Annotated in this window: 14 protein-coding genes; 7 read left to right on the top strand and 7 right to left on the bottom strand. The window is 74.2% G+C overall.

Features of this window, described 5'->3' with window-relative positions:
- Positions 1 to 58 precede the first annotated feature (58 nt).
- Together pheS and pheT are read left to right on the top strand one after the other, a co-directional pair.
- The gene (gene pheS, locus ABGB06_RS28735; protein WP_347594644.1) at positions 59 to 1,180 is read left to right on the top strand and encodes a phenylalanine--tRNA ligase subunit alpha; all 1,122 of its coding nucleotides are present in this window, start codon (positions 59 to 61) and stop codon (positions 1,178 to 1,180) included.
- Entirely contained in the window at positions 1,180 to 3,714 is a 2,535-nt protein-coding gene (gene pheT / locus ABGB06_RS28730) for a phenylalanine--tRNA ligase subunit beta (protein WP_347594642.1), read from the top strand. The genes pheS and pheT overlap by 1 nt, the downstream gene beginning before the upstream one ends.
- A 604-nt stretch (positions 3,715 to 4,318) precedes the next feature.
- Here the strand turns inward: pheT and ligD are convergent.
- The gene (ligD, locus tag ABGB06_RS28725) at positions 4,319 to 5,197 is read right to left on the bottom strand and encodes a non-homologous end-joining DNA ligase (protein WP_347594640.1); all 879 of its coding nucleotides are present in this window, start codon (positions 5,195 to 5,197) and stop codon (positions 4,319 to 4,321) included.
- 29 nt (positions 5,198 to 5,226) lie between these two features.
- Between ligD and ABGB06_RS28720 the strand changes: the two genes are divergently transcribed.
- Positions 5,227 to 6,282, top strand: coding sequence for a Ku protein (locus tag ABGB06_RS28720; RefSeq protein ID WP_347594638.1), 1,056 nt, complete (start codon positions 5,227 to 5,229; stop codon positions 6,280 to 6,282).
- Between the two features lie 16 nt (positions 6,283 to 6,298).
- Here the strand turns inward: ABGB06_RS28720 and ABGB06_RS28715 are convergent, their stop codons facing one another.
- Both ABGB06_RS28715 and ABGB06_RS28710 read right to left on the bottom strand, forming a co-directional pair.
- Positions 6,299 to 7,159 (bottom strand): 3-hydroxybutyryl-CoA dehydrogenase, encoded by an 861-nt coding sequence (locus tag ABGB06_RS28715; protein ID WP_347594636.1) that lies wholly within the window; start codon positions 7,157 to 7,159, stop codon positions 6,299 to 6,301.
- Between the two features lie 161 nt (positions 7,160 to 7,320).
- Positions 7,321 to 9,657 carry a xyloglucanase gene (locus ABGB06_RS28710; protein ID WP_347594634.1) on the bottom strand — a complete coding sequence of 779 codons (2,337 nt, stop codon included), beginning with the start codon at positions 9,655 to 9,657 and terminating at the stop codon, positions 7,321 to 7,323.
- 266 nt (positions 9,658 to 9,923) lie between these two features.
- Here ABGB06_RS28710 and ABGB06_RS28705 point away from each other — a divergent pair, with 266 nt between their 5' ends.
- Positions 9,924 to 11,219, top strand: coding sequence for a family 10 glycosylhydrolase (locus ABGB06_RS28705; RefSeq protein WP_347594632.1), 1,296 nt, complete (start codon positions 9,924 to 9,926; stop codon positions 11,217 to 11,219).
- A gap of 432 nt (positions 11,220 to 11,651) precedes the next feature.
- Complete coding sequence (locus ABGB06_RS28700; RefSeq protein WP_347594630.1) at positions 11,652 to 12,626, top strand: right-handed parallel beta-helix repeat-containing protein; 975 nt, start codon at positions 11,652 to 11,654, stop codon at positions 12,624 to 12,626.
- 119 nt (positions 12,627 to 12,745) lie between these two features.
- Here ABGB06_RS28700 and ABGB06_RS28695 read toward each other — a convergent pair whose 3' ends face one another.
- A complete protein-coding gene (locus ABGB06_RS28695; protein WP_347594628.1) occupies positions 12,746 to 12,955 on the bottom strand; it encodes a DUF1918 domain-containing protein in 210 nt (69 codons plus the stop codon).
- A gap of 34 nt (positions 12,956 to 12,989) precedes the next feature.
- Positions 12,990 to 13,943, bottom strand: a complete 954-nt coding sequence (locus tag ABGB06_RS28690) for a DMT family transporter (protein ID WP_347594626.1) — start codon at positions 13,941 to 13,943, stop codon at positions 12,990 to 12,992.
- Here ABGB06_RS28690 and ABGB06_RS28685 point away from each other — a divergent pair.
- Both ABGB06_RS28685 and ABGB06_RS28680 read left to right on the top strand, forming a co-directional pair.
- On the top strand, positions 13,942 to 15,393 hold the full coding sequence (locus ABGB06_RS28685; RefSeq protein ID WP_347594624.1) for a PLP-dependent aminotransferase family protein: 1,452 nt from the start codon (positions 13,942 to 13,944) through the stop codon (positions 15,391 to 15,393). The genes ABGB06_RS28690 and ABGB06_RS28685 overlap by 2 nt on opposite strands.
- Positions 15,394 to 15,503: 110 nt before the next feature.
- Positions 15,504 to 16,064: a histidine phosphatase family protein gene (locus ABGB06_RS28680; RefSeq protein ID WP_347594622.1), complete on the top strand. Its 561-nt coding sequence runs from the start codon at positions 15,504 to 15,506 to the stop codon at positions 16,062 to 16,064.
- Here ABGB06_RS28680 and ABGB06_RS28675 read toward each other — a convergent pair.
- Entirely contained in the window at positions 16,024 to 16,746 is a 723-nt protein-coding gene (locus ABGB06_RS28675) for a phosphotransferase (protein WP_347594620.1), read from the bottom strand. The two genes, ABGB06_RS28680 and ABGB06_RS28675, sit on opposite strands and share 41 nt — an antisense overlap.
- A gap of 10 nt (positions 16,747 to 16,756) precedes the next feature.
- The gene (locus ABGB06_RS28670; protein WP_347594618.1) at positions 16,757 to 17,791 is read right to left on the bottom strand and encodes a WYL domain-containing protein; all 1,035 of its coding nucleotides are present in this window, start codon (positions 17,789 to 17,791) and stop codon (positions 16,757 to 16,759) included.
- Between the last annotated feature and the right edge of the window lie 17 nt (positions 17,792 to 17,808).

Genomic DNA, 17,808 nt, shown 5'->3' with positions numbered 1-17,808 from the left:
ACTCGGCCACCGGGGCGCGGCGCCTGTCAGCGCAGACCACACGGAAGCACGGGAAGAGATGTCGGCACCCAACAAGTCGTACGACCCGATCGAGGTCGAGGCACTGAAACCGGAAGAGATCGACCGCGCCCGCGAGGCCGCACTGGCGGCGATCGCCGCGGCCGGGGACCTTGACGCGCTGCGCGAGGCGAAGGCCGCCCACGCCGGCGCCACCGCGCCGCTGGCGCTGGCCAACCGCGAGATCGGCGCGCTCCCGCCGCAGGCCCGCGCGGAGGCGGGGAAGCGCGTCGGCGCGGCCCGCGGCGCGGTCACCCGCGCCCTCGCCGCCCGCGAGGAGGAGCTGGAGGCCGAGCGCGACGAGCGCATGCTGGTCGAGGAGGCGGTGGACGTCACGCTGCCGTACGACCGCCGGCCCGCCGGCGCCCGGCACCCGCTCACCACGCTCTCCGAGCGGATCGAGGACATCTTCGTGGCCATGGGCTACGAGGTGGCCGAGGGCCCCGAGGTCGAGGCGGAGTGGTTCAACTTCGACGCGCTCAACATGGATCTCGACCACCCGGCGCGGGCCGAGAGCGACACCTTCTTCGTCGCCGGGTCCGAGGGCCGCGACTCCGGCACGGTGTTGCGCACCCACACCTCGCCGGTGCAGATCCGGTCCATGCTGGACCGCGAGCCGCCCATCTACGTGATCTGCCCCGGCCGCGTGTACCGCACCGACGAGCTGGACGCCACGCACACCCCGGTGTTCAACCAGGTCGAGCTCCTGGCCGTGGACGAGGGGCTCACGATGGCCGACCTGAAGGGCACCCTGGACCACATGGTCCAGTCGCTGTTCGGCGGCGAGGGCATGCGCACCCGGCTGCGCCCCGACTACTTCCCGTTCACCGAGCCGTCCGCCGAGATGGACATGGTGTGTTACGTCTGCCGCGGCGCCTCCGTCGGCAACCCGGACCGGCCCTGCCGCACCTGCTCCAGCGAGGGCTGGATCGAGCTGGGCGGCTGCGGCGTGGTCAACCCCCGGGTGCTGACCGCCTGCGGGATCGACCCCGAGCGGTACAGCGGCTTCGCCTTCGGCTTCGGCATCGAGCGGATGCTGATGTTCCGGCACAACGTGCGGGACATGCGCGACCTGATCGAGGCCGACGTGCGGTTCACCCGCCCCTTCGGAATGGAGATCTGATGCGCGTCCCGCTCTCCTGGCTGAGGGAGTACGTCGACCTGCCGGCCGAGACCACCGGGCGCGAGGTCGCCGACCGGCTGATCTCCGCCGGTCTCGAGGTGGAGACCGTCGAGCGGCTCGGCGCCGACCTCACCGGACCGCTGGTGGTCGGCCGGGTGCTCGACTTCGAGGAGCTCAGCGGCTTCAAGAAGCCGATCCGCTACTGCCAGGTCGACGTCGGCACCGCCAACCAGACCGGCGAACCACAGAACATCATCTGCGGCGCCACCAACTTCCGCCCCGGCGACAAGGTCGTCGTGGTGCTGCCCGGCGCCGTGCTGCCCGGCGGTTTCAAGATCACCGCCCGGAAGACCTACGGCCACCTCTCCGAGGGCATGATCTGCTCGGCCAGGGAGCTCGGCCTGGGCGACGACCACGACGGCATCGTGGTGCTCCCGCCCGAGCACGAGCCCGGCACCGACGCCATCGAGCTGCTCGAACTCGTCGACGAGGTGCTGGACATCGCGGTCAACCCGGACCGCGGCTACTGCCTCTCGCTGCGCGGCATCGCCCGGGAGACCGCCATCGCCTTCGGCCGGGCGCTGCGCGACCCGGCGCTGCTCGACGTGCCCGCGGCCAACGCGGACGGCTTCCCGGTCGAGGTGGCCGACCCCGCCTGCGACCGGTTCGTCGCGCGCACCATCACCGGCGTCAACCCCTCGGCGCACTCGCCGATCTGGCTGAAGCGCCGGCTGCAGAAGGCCGGCATGCGGCCGATCTCGCTGGCCGTGGACATCACCAACTACGTGATGCTGGAGCTCGGTCAGCCGCTGCACGCGTACGACCGGGCGCGGGTCTCCGGACCCATCGGCGTGCGCCGCGCCGCGCCGGGGGAGCGGCTGACCACCCTGGACGGGGTCGAGCCCCCGCACGAACACCCGGCCCCGCGGATCACCCACAGCACCGGGCCGATCGGCCTGGCCGGGGTGATGGGCGGCGCGAACACCGAGATCGCCGACTCCGCGGTCCCCGAGCCGCTGGTCGGGCCGCCCGTCGGCACCACCGAGATCGTGCTGGAGGTGGCGCACTTCGCCCCGGTCGCGGTGGCCCGTACCGCGCGCCGGCACCGACTGTCCTCCGAGGCGTCCCGACGCTTCGAGCGCGGCGTCGACCCGCGGGCCGCGGCCGCCGCGGCGCAGCGCGCCGTCGACCTGATGGTGCTGCTCGCCGGCGGGCGCGCCGAGCCCGGCGTCACGGAGGTCGTCGCGGACGCCGCGGACGACACGCCCCGCACGGTGACCCTCGCGGCCGACCACCCCGACCGGGTGGCCGGCGTCACGTACGGCAGGGAGATCGTGGTCCGCCGGCTGCAGGACATCGGCTGCGACGTCTACGGCACGGACGAGCTGACCGTCACCGTGCCCAGCTGGCGCCCCGACCTCACCGCCCCGAACGACCTCGCCGAGGAGGTCATCCGGCTGGAGGGCTACGAGGCGCTGCCCGCCACGCTGCCCCGCCCGCCGGCCGGCCGGGGACTCACGGCCCGGCAGCGGCTGCACCGCCGGGTCGGCAGGGCGCTGGCCGGCGCCGGCTACGTGGAGGCGCCGAACTCGCCGTTCCTCGGCCAGCCGGCGTTCGACCGGCTCGGGCTGCCGGCGGACGACCGCAGGCGCCGCACGCTGCGGCTGGTCAATCCGCTCTCCGACGAGGAGCCCGAGCTGCGCACCACGCTGCTGCCCGGGCTGCTGGAGGCGCTGCGCCGCAACGACGGGCGCGGCAGCCACGATCTGGCGCTGTTCGAGACCGGCCTGGTGTTCCGGCCGACCGGCGAGGAGTCGGCGGCCCCGGCCCTGCCGGTCACCGGCCGGCCGGGCGACGAGGAGATCGCCGCCCTCGACGCGGCGCTGCCCGAGCAGCCGCGCCGCGTCGCCGTCGTGCTCGCCGGCCACCGGGAGCTGCCCGGCTGGTGGGGCGAGGGCCGGCCCGCCGGTTGGGCCGACGCCGTCGAGGCCGCCCGCCTGGTGGCCCGGGAGGCCGGCGCCGAGCTGACGGTGACGGGCGACCGGCACGAGCCGTGGCATCCCGGACGCTGCGCGGCGCTGCACGTCCGGATCGACGGCGAGCGGACGCTCGTCGGGCATGCCGGGGAGCTGCACCCGCGGGCGCTGAAGTCGCTCGGGCTGCCGGCCCGCACCTCGGCCATGGAGCTGGACCTGGACCTGCTGCAGCGGGCCGGTTCGGGGGCGCCCACCGCGCCGGAGATCTCCGGCTTCCCGGTGGCCACCCAGGACGTGGCCCTGGTGGTGGCCGCGGAGGTGCCGTCGGCGGAGGTGACGGAGGCGCTGCGCGCCGGCGCCGGCGAACTGCTGGAGTCGCTGCGGCTGTTCGACGTCTTCACCGGCGAACAGCTGGGCGAGGGCCGGAAGTCCCTCGCGTACGCGCTGCGCTTCCGGGCGCCGGACCGCACGCTCACCGCGGAGGAGGCCAGCGCGGCCCGTGACGCGGCGGTCGCCGCCGCGTCCGAGCGCACGGGAGCCGCGCTCCGCGGCGCGTAGCGCTTGCCGCGCGGTCCCGCACCGGCCCGAAAGGACCCGCCCCGCTGTCGGCCACGGACCGCCGCCCCCGCGGCGCCCGCCGCATCAGGCGCACGCCGGGTTCGGCTCCCCGGCCCCGACGCGCTCCCGGGCGGCCGCCACGCGGTCCGCGTCATCCGCGGCCGCGACCCACACCGGTTCGTCTCCGTCGCGAGGCAACGGTCCGCCGGCCGGCTCCGCGTCCCGCGGATCCGCGCCGGCCTTCGGCCGGACTGACGGGCGGCCGCCGAGACCGCTCGCGATCCACCACGCGGTCCGCCTCTCCGCCGCGCGTCCGGCGGCCCTGCCGGTCGGGCTCGTTCCCGCGGGGGAGGGGGGCCGGCGGTCGGTGCCGTGCCTTGGGGGTCCGTGCCGGCCTTCGGCCGGGAGGCCGCGCTTCCGGGGCCATGCCATCACCGCCGCGTGCCGGCGGCCGGTCGGTCCTGCCTCCGCGGGGCGACGGGCCGTCGGAAGGTGCCGCGGCTCGGCGGATGGGCCAGCCTTCGGCCCGAACCGCGCAGCGGGCGGGCGCGGTGGCCAGCCGGGCGGGCCCGCCCGGGGTCGCTCGGCCCGGGAAGGGCCGGGGCTACGGCAGGGGGCGGGCGTGGGTGGGGTCGTGGAGGTCGGCCATCAGGTCGCCGTGGTCGGTGAGGCGGTCGGGGACCTCCCGCAGGGTGAGCACCAGATCGCCGGGGTCGGCGCAGCGCTCGACCTCGTCCCAGGTCAGCGGCGTGGAGACGGTCGGCTCCGGCCGGGCGCGCAGCGTGTAGGGCGCCGCCGTCGTCTTCGCCGCCGCGTTCTGGCTGTGGTCGATGAAGACGCGCCCCGGGCGCCGGTGCCGCGCCATCTCGGAGATCGCCAGCCCCGGCAGCTCCGCCGCGGCCTCCACCGCCAGGCCCCGCGCGTACCGTGACGCCCGGGCCGAGTCGACCGGGCTCAGCGGGCAGAGCAGGTGCAGCCCCTTGGATCCCGAGGTCTTCGGGTACGCCGTGAGGCCGTCCGCCGCCAGCCGGTCCCGCAGCCAGCGCGCCACCTCGCAGCACTCCACGACCGTGGCCGGCGCCCCCGGGTCGAGGTCGAAGACCAGCCGGTCCGCCACCCCCGGCGCGTCCACCGTCCACTGTGGCACGTGGAACTCCACGACCAGGTTCGCCACCCACACCACCGAGGGCACGTCCTGGGCGAGCACGTGCCGGATCGTCCGCCCCTTCGAGCGCGGCACATCGCGCACCGTCACCCAGTCGGGTGTGCCCGGCGGCACGTTCTTGGTGAAGAACCTCTCCCCCTCGGGACCGTCGGGGAAGCGCAGCAGGCTCAGCGGCCGGTCGACGAGATGCGGGAGCAGCACCGCGGCCGTGACCGCGTAGTAGTGCAGCACCTCGCCCTTCGTGGTGCCGTCGGGATAGATGATCTTGTCGAGGTTGGTCAGCTGCAGACGACGTCCCTCGACCTCGACGACCGGCATACCCTGAGACTGCACGAAAGGGGCAGCTCATGCGAACCATATGGAAAGGGTCCATATCCTTCGGTCTGGTGAGCATTCCCGTCCGGGTCGTCAGCGCCACCGAGAACCACAGCGTCTCCTTCCGGCAGGTCCACACCGCCGACCTGGGCCGGATCCGGTACCGCAAGGTGTGCGAGGAGGAGGGCCGGGAGGTCTCGGGTGACGAGATCGGCCGGGCCTGGGAGACGTCCGACGGGGTGCTGGTGCCGATCAGCGACGCCGATCTGGAGGCCATGCCGCTGCCCACCGCCCGCACCGTGGACATCCTCGGCTTCGTGCCGATCAGCTCCATCGACCCCTACCAGCTGGACCGCTCCTACTACCTCACGCCCGACACCGGCGCCGCCAAGCCCTACGCGCTGCTCCGCGAGGCGCTGCGCCGGGCCGACAAGGGCGCCATCGCCAAGCTGGCGATGCGCGGCCGCGAGACGCTGGCCCTGGTCAGGTCGCTGGAGGGGGAGGGGGAGGAGGTGCTGGGCATGCACACGCTGCTGTGGCCGGACGAGATCAGGTCCGCCGCCAGCCTGGCTCCCAGCGAGAAGGTCACCGTACGGGACGCCGAGCTGGACCTCGCCGACACGCTGATGGACACCCTGGGCTCGGTCGAGCTGGAGGAGCTGCACGACGAGTACCGGGAGGCCGTGGAGGAGCTGGTCAGCGCCAAGCTGGCGGGCGCGGAACCGGAACGGCCGCGCGAGCCGGCCGAGGCCGGTGGCAGGGTCATCGACCTGATGTCCGCCCTGGAGGACAGCGTGCGCACCGCCCGCCGGGCGCGCGGCGAGGGCGGCGAGGAGGGCGGAGCCACGGTCACGGAGCTCACCGGTTCGGGCGCCGGGAAGAAGGCGCGGAAGGCACCGGCGAAGAAGGCCGCCGCCAAGAAGTCGACGACCGGCGGGAGCGCCGCGAAGAAGACCACGGCGAAGAAGACCACGAAGACGGCGAAGTCCACCAAGGCCGCGAAGAGCACGAAGAAGCAGGAGGCCGAGCAGCCGAAGAAGAAGGCGCCCGCCAGGAAGCGGGCGTCCGGCGGCCGGCGCGCCTCCTGACCGCGGGCCGCGGCCCTCAGCCGTACGCGTAGAAGCCCGAGCCGGTCTTCCGCCCCAGGTGTCCGGCCGCCACCATCCGCCGCAGCAGCGGCGGCGCGGCGTGCGCGACCTCGCGGTACTCCTCGTACATCGAGTCCGCGATCGCCGTCACCACGTCGAGCCCGATCAGGTCCGCCAGCCGGAGCGGCCCCATGGGGTGGGCGCAGCCCAGCTCCATGCCGCTGTCGATGTCCTCGCGGCCCGCCGCGCCCGACTCGAACATCCGGATCGCCGCCAGCAGGTACGGGATCAGCAGCGCGTTCACCACGAACCCCGAGCGGTCCTGGGCGCGGATCGGATGCTTGCCCAGCGTCCTGACCACGAGCGCCTCGGCCCGCAGCATGGTGTCCTCGCTGGTGGTCAGCGCGGGGATCAGCTCGACCAGGCGCTGCACCTGGGGCGGGTTGAAGAAGTGGATGCCGAGCACCTGGGCCGGCCGGGAGGTGGCCACCGCGAGCTTCACCACGGGAACCGACGAGGTGTTGGTCGCCAGGATCGCGTCCTGGCGGGTGACCACGTGGTCGAGCACCCGGAAGATCTCCGTCTTCACCTGCTCGCTCTCCACCACCGCCTCGACCACCAGGTCGCGGTCGGCGAACTCGCCCAGGTCGGTGGTGAAGCTGAGCCGGGCCAGGGCGGCGTCCCGCTCCTCCTCGGTGAGCTTGCCGCGCTCGGCGGCCCGGTCCAGCGAGTTGACCAGCCGGGTGCGGCCCAGCTCCAGCGCCTCCCCGGTGGTCTCGGCGACCCGGACCGACAGTCCGGCCCGTGCGCAGACCTCCGCGATGCCGGCGCCCATCTGGCCGCAGCCCACCACGCCGACGCGTTCGATGTCGCTCACACCTGCCCCTTTCAGCCGTGGGCAACGACCGTACCCCGCGGCATGGGGCGGCACGGCGACGGGGAGGACCGGCCGGATCCCGGTCCTCCCCGTCGCGCCGCGCGCGTGGTGCCCCTCCCGCGGGCTGGGCGGCCGGGGGAGGGGCGGGCGTGCCGGGGGCCTCAGCCGCCGGACGGCTCGCCGTAGATCACGCCGCGGCCGTTGGTGCTGACGTAGACGCGCCCGTAGACGTCCGGGTCGCCGGTGATGGCGGCGCCGGTCCAGGCCCACTGGTGCTCGTCGTCGTTGATCCGCTCCCAGCTCTGCCCGGCGTCGACGGACCGGTAGATTCCGCGCACGCCGTCCACCACGCCGCTGCTGTACAGGGCCGGATAGTCGGCGCCCGGCGCGGCCGCGCCGAAGCCGATGGTGTCGGCCTGGACGCCGGCCACCCGGGTGAACGACTGCCCGGCGTCCGTCGAGTGCCACAGCCCGGTGCCCCCGGCCAGCCACACGTCGCCGCGGGCGCCGGCGACCGCGGCGAAGCGGGCCTCGCCGCTCGGCAGCCCGGTCGCCGGGGAGGCGGCGAACGTCGCGCCGCCGTCCGTGGAGACGTAGAAGGTGCCCTGGTGGAAGCCGTAGAACAGGTCGGGGTCCGTCCGGTCGGCCTCCACCCTGGCGCCCTGCGGGATGCCCTGGGACTGGGTCCAGGACTGGCCGAAGCCCTCCGTGCGGTAGACGGCGGTGCCCGAGGGCGCCCAGACGAAGCCGCTGCCGTCGGCCGCCGCGGCGACCGTGCCCCCGTTGGCGCTCTCCACCGGCCGGGTGCCCTGGAACCAGTTGGCGCCGCCGTCGGTCGAGAAGCCGATGGTCGGCGCCGTGCCGTCGCCGACGTGGTTGCCGACGCGCACCACCCAGCTCGGGTTCGACTCGGCGAAGTCCAGGCTCGTGGTGGTGCCGAACGTCGGGAAGGACGTCGCCGGCACCTGCCCCACATCGGTGTGCCGGAAGCCGCCGACGTCGCCGAGGCCGCTGAGCACCTCCACGCCGCCGGGCGGGGCCGCCAGGTCGTTGACCGCCGTCTCCTCCAGGCCCGTCACCATCGGCTCGACGGTGAGGGTCTGGTCGCTGTCCCAGTTGGTCAGCTCGGTGGTGCCGTACAGCGTGGCCCCGGTGCCGTACATCATGCGGTCGGGGTCGAAGGGGTCGATCTCCAGGCCCTCGGTCATCCAGCCGAGCTTCGGGTTCTCCTCCGGCGGCTGCGGGGTGGTGCCGTTGTCCAGCCACGGCACCGCCGAGACGTCCACCTCGTAGCGCTTGTCGCGGTTCGGGTAGCTGGTCCACTCCCAGGCGCGGGTCCAGGTGGCGCCGCCGTCCGTCGAGCGGAAGATCTGGGTGTCCGGCCACCAGGAGCTGTAGCCGGTGACCATCAGCGTGCCGGGGTTGGACCGGTCGACGGTCAGGCCGCTGAACCCGAAGTAGCGGTCGGAGCCCGACGGCACCGGGGAGATGTCCGTCCAGGCGCCGGTGGCGGTGTCGAGGCTCCAGACCTCGCCGTCCGTGCCGTCGTACGGGCCGGGGTCGTCGCTGGTGGTGACGTAGAGGTCGCCGGTCTCCTCGTCCAGCACCCCCTTGTGCGGCAGGAAGCCGGTCGGGGCTCCGGGCACCGGCTCCCAGCTGGTTCCGCCGTCGGTGGAGCGGTAGACGCTCTGCTCCAGGTCGGCCACGCCGGCGTAGATGGTCCGCGTCGGGCTGCCCGGCGAACCGCCGCGCGGGTCGAAGGTCACCCACACCACGCCGATGACGTCGCTGAGGTAGCCGGTGGCGTCGTTCGGGTCGATGGCGTAGTCGCCGGGGTTGGGGAAGGCCGTGACCTCCTGCCAGGTGACGCCGGCGTCGGTGCTGCGCCACAGGCCGTTGCCGCTGGGCGCGCCGAAGTAGAGCACGTCGTTGTCGTGGGGGTCCACGGCGAGCCGCTCGCCCATGCCGCGGCCCGGCATGTTGCCGCCGACCTTGAACGGCAGCTCGGTGGTCTGCCAGGTCTCGCCGCGGTCGGCGGAGCGGAGGATGGCGCCGTTGTTCGGGTCCCAGTCGTTGGTGTAGCTGCCCACGGCGGCGTAGACCCGGTCCGGATCCACCGGGTCGGTGGCGATCGAGGCGACGCCGCTGTAGCCCCAGTCGTCCCAGCCGACGTGGTCGAGCAGCGGGATCCACTCCTGACCCTGCTCGTTCCAGCGGTAGGCGCCGCCGATGTCGGTGCGGGCGTAGACGAGGTCGGGCTCGGAGCGGTTGAAGACGATGCTGGGCACGAAGCCGCCGCCGGCGATCTGGGCGTTCTGCCAGGCGTAGTTCTCGGCGTTCGCGGCGTTCTCGGTGTTCTCGGCCAGCGGCTCCGCCGCGGCGGACGCCGACCCCCCGGACTCCGGCTGTCCGCTGGCCGTGGTCGCCGTGGCGGCGAACAGGCCGCCGGTCAGCGCCAGTGCGGCCAGCCCGCAGGTCGCCTGCTTCCATCTGCGCACGGTGGCACTCCTCTCCTCGATCCGCCGCCGGACCATGCGGCGGCGGACGGGTGGATGGGTGGGGAAACGGGAGTGGCGAGGTGGGGGGACACGCGGAACGGTTGGCGAGACCATCGATGGGAGCGCTCCCAGTCGCGCGTGTCGCTGATGCTAACCGTCGAATGTTGTTCCCATAAGGGTGTGTCACAAGGACATTACGGGGAGGGCTGGGGAGGCTGTGTCAGGGCAGGAATCCGCTACCAGCCACAGCAGGGAGTACGACATACATGGCACCTATCACCCGCAGGACCATGACCGCTGCCGCCGCCGGTGCGGTGGCAGGCATGGCGACGCTCACCCAGGCGTCGGCGTCCGCGTCGACCAGCGAGGCGACCGCCGCGCGCGGGCGCGGACACGGGCACGGCCACGGCGGATCCGAGTCGACCACGCTGCGCGGCATGTGGATCGCCTCGGTCGCGAACATAGACTGGCCCTCGGCTCCGGGACTGACGCAGCGTGAGGCGGAGTCGGAGCTGACCAGCCTGCTGGACACCGCGGTGAGCCTCAACCTCACCACCGTGTTCCTCCAGGTGCGGCCGACGGCGGACGCGTTCTGGCCCTCGCCGCTCGAACCGTGGTCGGAGTGGCTGACCGGCGTGCCCGGTCAGGACCCCGGCTGGGATCCGCTCGGCTTCGCCGTGGCGGCGGCGCACGAGCGCGGCCTGGAACTGCACGGCTGGTTCAACCCCTACCGGATCGCCATGCACACCGATCCCTCGAAGCTGGCCGAGGGGCATCCGGCCCGGGAGCATCCCGAGTGGGTGGTCCCCTACGGCGGGAAGCTGTACTACAACCCGGGCATCCCGGACGTGCGGGCCTTCGTGCAGGACGCGATGATCGACGCCGTCGAGCGCTACGAGCTGGACGGGGTGCACTGGGACGACTACTTCTACCCCTATCCGGTGGCCGGCGAGACCTTCGACGACGCGGACACCTTCGCCGAGTACGGCGGCGACTTCACCGACCTCGGCGACTGGCGCCGGAACAACATCAACCTGCTGGTCCAGGAGATGCGCGACCGGGTGCGCGCGGCGCGGCCCGGTATCCCGTTCGGCGTCAGCCCGTTCGCCGTCTGGCGGAACCAGAGCACCGACCCGGAGGGCTCCGCCACCCAGGGCGGGGTGGAGACGTACGACGACCTGTACGCCGACGTCCGCACCTGGGTCCGGGAGTCCTGGCTGGACTACGTGATCCCGCAGGTCTACTGGAACATCGGCTTCGAGGTCGCCGACTACGCGGTCCTGGTGCCCTGGTGGGCCGAGGTCTGCGGCGGCACCGGAGTGGACCTCTACATCGGCGAGGCGCTCTACAAGGCCGGCGACCCGGCCCAGCCCGCGGAGTGGCAGGACCCCGCCGAGCTCTCCCGCCATCTGACGCTCTGCCAGGACCATCCCGAGGTCACCGGCAACGTCTTCTACTCGGCGACGTACGTGGTGGAGGACCCGATCGGGGCCATGGCGCGGGTCCACGAGGACCACTACCAGGACAAGCACCACGGCCACCACGGGGCTGCCGCCCGGTAGCCGGTCAGGGACCGGTGTGGGCCGGCGCGGACGCACCGGCCGGGCGCGGGGCCCCGCCGGTGCCGCGCCGCGGGGCGGCGGCGGGCCGACGCGGCCCGCGGCCGTCCGCCGCCGACCCGCGGATCCCCGCGTGTCAGGTGCCGGGCCGCAGCCCGGCGCGGGCTGCGCGAACCCCCGAGGGTCACGTGCCGGATCCCCGTCGCGGGGATCCGGCACTCGCACGCCGCGAGGTGGTCACCGATCGGGCACGAACGTTCGCTTCGGTTTCAGTACGGGTTCCGCAACTTCACAGCAGCGCGCAATAGTCCACACATGGCCCCTCATCGTCCACAAGTTCCGTCCTAGCATGTCCATGCCGAGCCGCGCGGCGCAGGTGCTTCCGGGTGTACCGCAGCCCACCACCCCCCCGTCACCAGCATTCCTGGAGTTGTCATGCGCAGGACGAGCGCACGGTTCAGACTGGCCGGCTTCGCGGCGATCGCCACGGCGGTGGCCACCCTCGCGGGGTTCACCGCGATCAACGGAGCGACGGCCAGTGCCGCCGAGGAGGCCGACACCTACGTCGTCGGCACGCCGGCCGGCTACGGCCGCAGCACGACCGGCGGCGCGGGCGGCAGCGTCGTCACGGTGTCGAACGCCACCGACTTCATCAACTACGCGAAGAGCAGCTCGACCCTGGAGATCCGGGTCAACGGGACCATCAACCTCAGCAGCATGACCAAGGTGGCGTCGAACAAGACGATCATCGGCGTCGGCACCTCGGGGCGGATCACCGGTAGCGGTCTGAACGTCGCCAACGCCAACAACGTCATCCTCCAGAACCTGACGCTGTCCGGCTCCAACGACGACGCCATCAACGTGCAGTACTCCACCAACGTGTGGATCGACCACAACACCATCACCGGGGCGAACGACGGCGGCATCGACATCAAGCGCGCCTCGGACAACATCACCGTGTCCTGGAACCGCATGTACGACCAGGACAAGAACATGCTGCTCGGCCACGACGACGGCAACGGGTCCGAGGACCGCGGCAGGCTGCACGTCAGCTACCACCACAACTGGTTCGACGGCACCAACCAGCGCAACCCGCGCGTCCGCTTCGGCAACGTCGTGCACGTCTTCAACAACTACTACGACGGCGTCGGCAGCTACGGCGTCGCCTCCACCGAGGAGGCCGGGGTCCTCGTCGAGGGCAACTACTTCGAGAACACCGACGACCCCTACCACTGCGGCGAGGGCGACTCCGACCCCGGGAACCTGAGGGCCACGAACAACTACTTCACCGGCTCCGGCTCCGGCCAGACCTGCGGCTCGGTCGGCGGCGTCCCCTACAGCTACAGCCTGGACTCCGCCTCGAGCGTCAAGAACAACGTGATGAACGGCGCCGGCGTCGGTCGCATCTGACCCCGCCCGCTCCGCGGCAGCATCCGCGCCCGGACACGGTTCGACCGTGTCCGGGCGCGGCCCGTTGGTCCGCCGCCGGCCGGCCGGGGACGGGCCGCGGTGCCCCGGGGAGCCCGGGGCTACCTCGGCCCGGCCGCCGGTCGCTCGGCGCGGTGTTCCACGACGGAGTCGGGGCCGGGCGACATCACGCACTCGTGCCCGTCGGTGAAGCGGACGCGGAACGGCGGTTCGCCCTCGCTCCCCATCACCTCGACGATCTCGCCCTCCCGGTCCTGCTGACCCACGATCCGGCCGTGGGTCAATAGCCGGTCGCCGACGTTGGCTCGCATCAGGAGGCACCTCCTGTCCGAAAAGTGAGGTAGGTCACGCTCTCTCCAGTCTACGGCGGGTTCCCGCGCCGGGCCCGCGCGCGACCCGTTGGGTGACCGCGATGCAGACCAGCACGGCCAGCGCCGCGGCGGCCGTGAGCGGGGTGAGCCGCTCGCCCAGCAGCAGGGCGGCCCAGCCGAGGGTGAGCAGCGGCTGGGCGAGCTGGAGCTGGCTGGCCCGGGCGGTGCCGGCCCGCGCCAGCCCGCGGTACCAGGCGAGCAGGCCGAGGAACTGGGCGGCCACCGCCAGCCACAGCACCCCCGCCATGGCCCGCCAGGTCGGCGCGGCGGGCTCGACGAGCAGCGCCAGCGCGGCGCCGGGCAGCGACAGCGGCAGGCACGCCACCAGCGACCAGGCGCTGACGTGCCAGCCCGGCAGGTCGCGGGCCAGTCGGGCGCCCTCGCCGTAGCCGGCGGCGCACAACAGCAGCGCGGCGAAGAGGTAGGGGTCGCCCGCGCCCAGGGTGCCGCCGCCCTCCCGCAGCGTGAAGCCGACCACCACCGCGGCCCCGACCAGGGCCGCGGCCCAGAACGCGGGACGCGGTCGGAAGCCGCCCCGGGCGGCCGCGTAGCAGGCCGTGGTCAACGGCAGCAGGCCGACGACCACCGCCGCGTGGGCGGCGGTCGTGGTGCGCAGGGCGAACGTGGTGAGCAGCGGGAAGCCCAGGACGCAGCCCGCGGCGACCGTGACCAGCCCCGGCCAGTGCCGCCGGGCGGGCGGGGGGACCCGGGCGGCGGCGAGGCAGCCGACCGCGATCAGCGCGGCCAGCGCGATCCGGACGCTCGTCACCGACCAGGGGCCGAAGCCCTCCAGGGCCCAGCTGGTGGTCGGGAAGGTCAGGGAGAAGACGGCGACGCCGAGGCCGGCGAGCGCGAGCCCGCCGCGGTCGGCCGGCGGGGCCGGAACCGCTACCGACTCTCGGGCGATAGCGCTATCCTGGACTCTCATGATCAACGATAGCAGTGTGGCCCAGCTGACCGCATCCCTGCGTGAGGAGCTTCACCGCTACTCTCCGGGTGAGAAGCTGCCGGCCAGTCGCGCACTGGTGGAACGCCATCGGGTCAGTCCGGTGACCGTCTCCCGGGCGCTGGCCGTGCTCGCCGCCGAGGGGCTCGTGGTCACCCGGCCGGGCGCCGGTGCGTTCCGCGCCGCGCCACCCGCCGCGCCGCCGGCGGACGGGGACACCTCGTGGCAGGAGGTCTCGCTGAGCGCCGAGACGGGCTCGCCGCGGGTACCGCGCACCGTCGACGCGAGCGGGGTGCTGGCCACCCTGGCGGCGCCGCCGCCTGGCGTGATCGAGCTCAGCGGCGGCTACCTCGCGCCCGGTCTCCGGCCGGAACGCGCGCTGTCCGCCGCGCTGGCCCGCGCCGGGCGCCGCCCCGGCGCCTGGGGACGACCGCCGATGGAGGGCCTGGCCGAGCTGCGGGCCTGGTTCGCCCGGGAGATCGGCGGCGGAGCCGGGACGGTGACCGCCGCCGAGGTGCTGATCACCGCCGGCGGGCAGAGCGCGTTGAGCACCGCGCTGCGTGCCCTGGCGCCGCCCGGCGCGCCCGTGCTCGTCGAGTCGCCCACCTATCCGGGGATGCTCGCCATCGCCCGGGCCGCCGGGCTGCGCCCGGTGCCGGTCCCGGTCGACCGCGACGGGGTGCGCCCGGAGCTGCTGGAACGCGCCCTGCGGGCCACCGGCTCACGGGTCTTCGTCTGCCAGCCGCTGTTCCACAACCCCACCGGCGCGGTGCTCGCCGCCGACCGCCGGCCGCGGGTGCTGGCCGCGGCGCGCGCCGCCGGCGCGTTCGTCGTCGAGGACGACTTCGCGCGCCGGCTCGCCCACGCCGACGCCGGGCCGCTGCCGCCCACCCTCGCCGCCGAGGACCCGGACGGCACGGTGGTGCACGTCTCCTCGCTCACCAAGGTGACCTCGCCCAGCATGCGGGTGGCCGCCCTCGCCGCCCGCGGACCGGTGTTCCGGAGGCTCCGCGCCATCCAGGTGGTGGACAGCTTCTTCGTGCCGCGTCCGCTCCAGGAGGCCGCGCTCGAACTGGTGGGCGCGCCGGCCTGGGGCCGGCACCTGCGGACGGTGGCCGCCGCGCTGCGGCAGCGCCGGGAGGCGGTGCTGGCCGCGCTGACGGCTGGTCCCCCCGTCGTTCCCGGTGCCCGCCCGCCGCACGCCCCGCGCGGCGGCAACCATCTCTGGCTGGAGCTGCCCGAGGGCGCGGACGACGCCGCGCTGGCCGCCGCCGCGCTGCGGGCCGGCGTCGCCGTCGCGCCGGGGCACCCCTACTTCGCCGCCGAACCGCCGGCCCCCCATCTGCGCCTCAGCTTCGCGCCGGCGACCGGGGTGCCCGAACTCCTGGAGGGTTTGCGGCGCCTGCGCGTGGCTGGTGCTGAAGTTCGCTAAGAGGAAAGGGAGTTCGGATTTTCCGGCCGGTGGCACGCGGCGCGCGGATTTCCCCTTCGGCTTCGCGCTCCCTGCTGGTGCGTCTGTTCGGCTGCTCGTACGATCGCCGCATGCTGGTCACGCTGATCGCCGCAGCGCGCAGTGCGCCGCTTCTCGACGCCCGTTTCGGTGATGACCGCCCACTCGACTCGGTGGGATGGCACGCGGTGGAACGCGCCATCCCCGCCCTGGTGCCCCTGGCGGCGGCCGAGCTGCGCTACTGCTCGCCCACCCCGAGCAGCCGGCAGACCGGCGACGCGCTCGGGCTCTCCCCGATCGCCCAGCCGGCACTCCGCGACTGCGACATGGGCCGGTGGCGCGGCATGACCCTGCAGCAGGTGGCCGCCCGGGAGCCGGAGGCGGTGGACCTGTGGCTGTCCGATCCGCGGTCGGCCCCGCACGGCGGGGAGCCGTTGCTGTCGTTCGTCTCCCGGATCGGCGGCTGGCTGGACACCCGGCCCATCGAGGGGGACGGCAGGATCGTCGCGGTGACCGAGTCCTCGGTGATCCGCGCGGCCATGCTCTACGCCCTCAAGGCGCCGCCGCAGTCGTACTGGCGCACCGAGGTGCATCCGCTCTCGGTGGTCAGCATCAGCGGGTCGCGCGGCCACTGGAGCCTGCGGCTGGGCTGAGGGTCCCGACCAGCGCCACCGCCTCGCCCAGCCGCGCCCGCTCCTCGGCGCTCAGCGTGGCATTGGCGGCGCGCAGGGCGTGCGCCCGCGCGAGGTCGGCCGGCCAGCCGTCCCGGTCGGCCGGTCCGCCGGCCGCGTCCAGGCCCGGCAACAGCTCCGCGAGCATCCGGTGCGCGGCGTCGGCCAGTGGGTGCTCGCCGGCCACGACCTCGGCGAGGATCAGCGCGGAGACCGCGCGGTCGTACCCCGGCGGGCCCGCGACGGCGTTCGCCCAGTCGATGACCATCGGACCGCGCGGGGTCAGCAGCACGTTCTCCGGGTGCAGGTCCAGGTGCAGCACCCGCGCCCCCGGCTCGTCCTCCGGCCGGGGCGGCAGCCGGTGCAGCGCGTTCAGCAGCCCGGCCAGCATCGTGCCGGCCCGCTCGGCGGTCACCTCCCCGGCGACCACGGCCGTGGCCAGGGTCGGCCCGGCCAACCGCTCGAGCACCAGATCCCCGCGGGCCGGGTCCCCGTCACCCGGGAAGACGGCCGGCACCGGATACCCGTGCGCCGCGACGTGGGCCATCACCCGGGCCTCCGCGGTGGCGTCGGTGCCCGCGCGGTAACGGCGCAGCACCCGGTGGTCGTCGAGGGCGAAGACGTCCGCCGTCCGCCCGGTGCCCAGCAGTTCGCCCCTCGCCATGCGAGCCAACCTATCCGGTCGCCCGTTCGACCGAACCGCTCCCCGGATCCTCCGGATCTCCTGGATTCGCCGGATCCGCGTAGCGCTCGGCGATCGCGGACGCCGTGCGGGCCAGCAGGGCCCGCGCCTCCGGCGGGTCGAGAACCTCCACCTCCGTGCCCAGCTGGAGCAGCTGGTGCACCGCCCCGAGCACCTCGTAGCCCAGCGTCACCTCCACCCAGGACTCCGGTCCCGCCGTCTCCGCCGGCCCAGCCGGCTCCGGCCGCTCCAGGACCGAATGGCCGACCAGGCGCAGGAAGAGGTCGAGCTTCGCCCGCCGCACCCGGGCCCGGACCCGCAGGGCCACGGGCCGCCGCTCCACCCGCCGCCGCAGCACCTCCCAGACGTCCGCCAGCTCCACACCGGCGCGGCGCCGCACCGGCGCGGCGGTCAGCGTGGCCGCCACCACCCGGTCCGCCCGGAACAGCCGGGGCACACCCCGCCGGTCCGCCACCAGGTACCAGGTCCCCGCCTTGGCGACCAGCCCGTACGGATCCACCGTGTAGGTGCGCGGTTCGGCCGCGCCGCTGTGCCGGTAGCCGATCCGCAGCCGCCGGTCGGCGAAGACGGCGTCCTGCAACACCCCGAGGTCGGCGCTCGGCCGCCCGACCAGCCAGCGGTCCGGGTCCACCAGGACCCGCCGGCTGGTCAGCTCGGCCGCCGGCCGGTGCGGCGCCGGCAGCGCCGCCATCACCTTGCGCAGCGCCGAGCCCAGCGCCTCGCGCAGCCCGAGCGCCTCGTGGGTTCCCTGGGCGACCAGCACGAACAGCGCCCGCGCCTCCTCCGCGGTCAGCCCCGTGACGTCGGTGCGGAACCCGGGCAGCAGCGCGATGCCGCCGTGCCTTCCGCGCTCGGCGTACACCGGCACGCCGGCCGCCGACAGGCTCTCGACGTCCCGGTAGATGGTGCGCACCGAGACCTCCAGGCGCGCGGCGAGCTCGGCCGCAGGCACGCGGCCGCGGGTCTGCAACAGGAGCAGCAGGGACAGCAGGCGATCGGACTTCACCCGCCCAGCATCGCCCG

The sequence above is a fragment of the Streptomyces sp. B6B3 genome (assembly GCF_039871525.1).
In the GTDB taxonomy this organism is placed as follows: domain Bacteria; phylum Actinomycetota; class Actinomycetes; order Streptomycetales; family Streptomycetaceae; genus Streptomyces.
The sequence above is the reverse complement of the archived record's forward strand: the minus strand, read 5'-3'. Positions and strand labels throughout refer to the sequence as shown.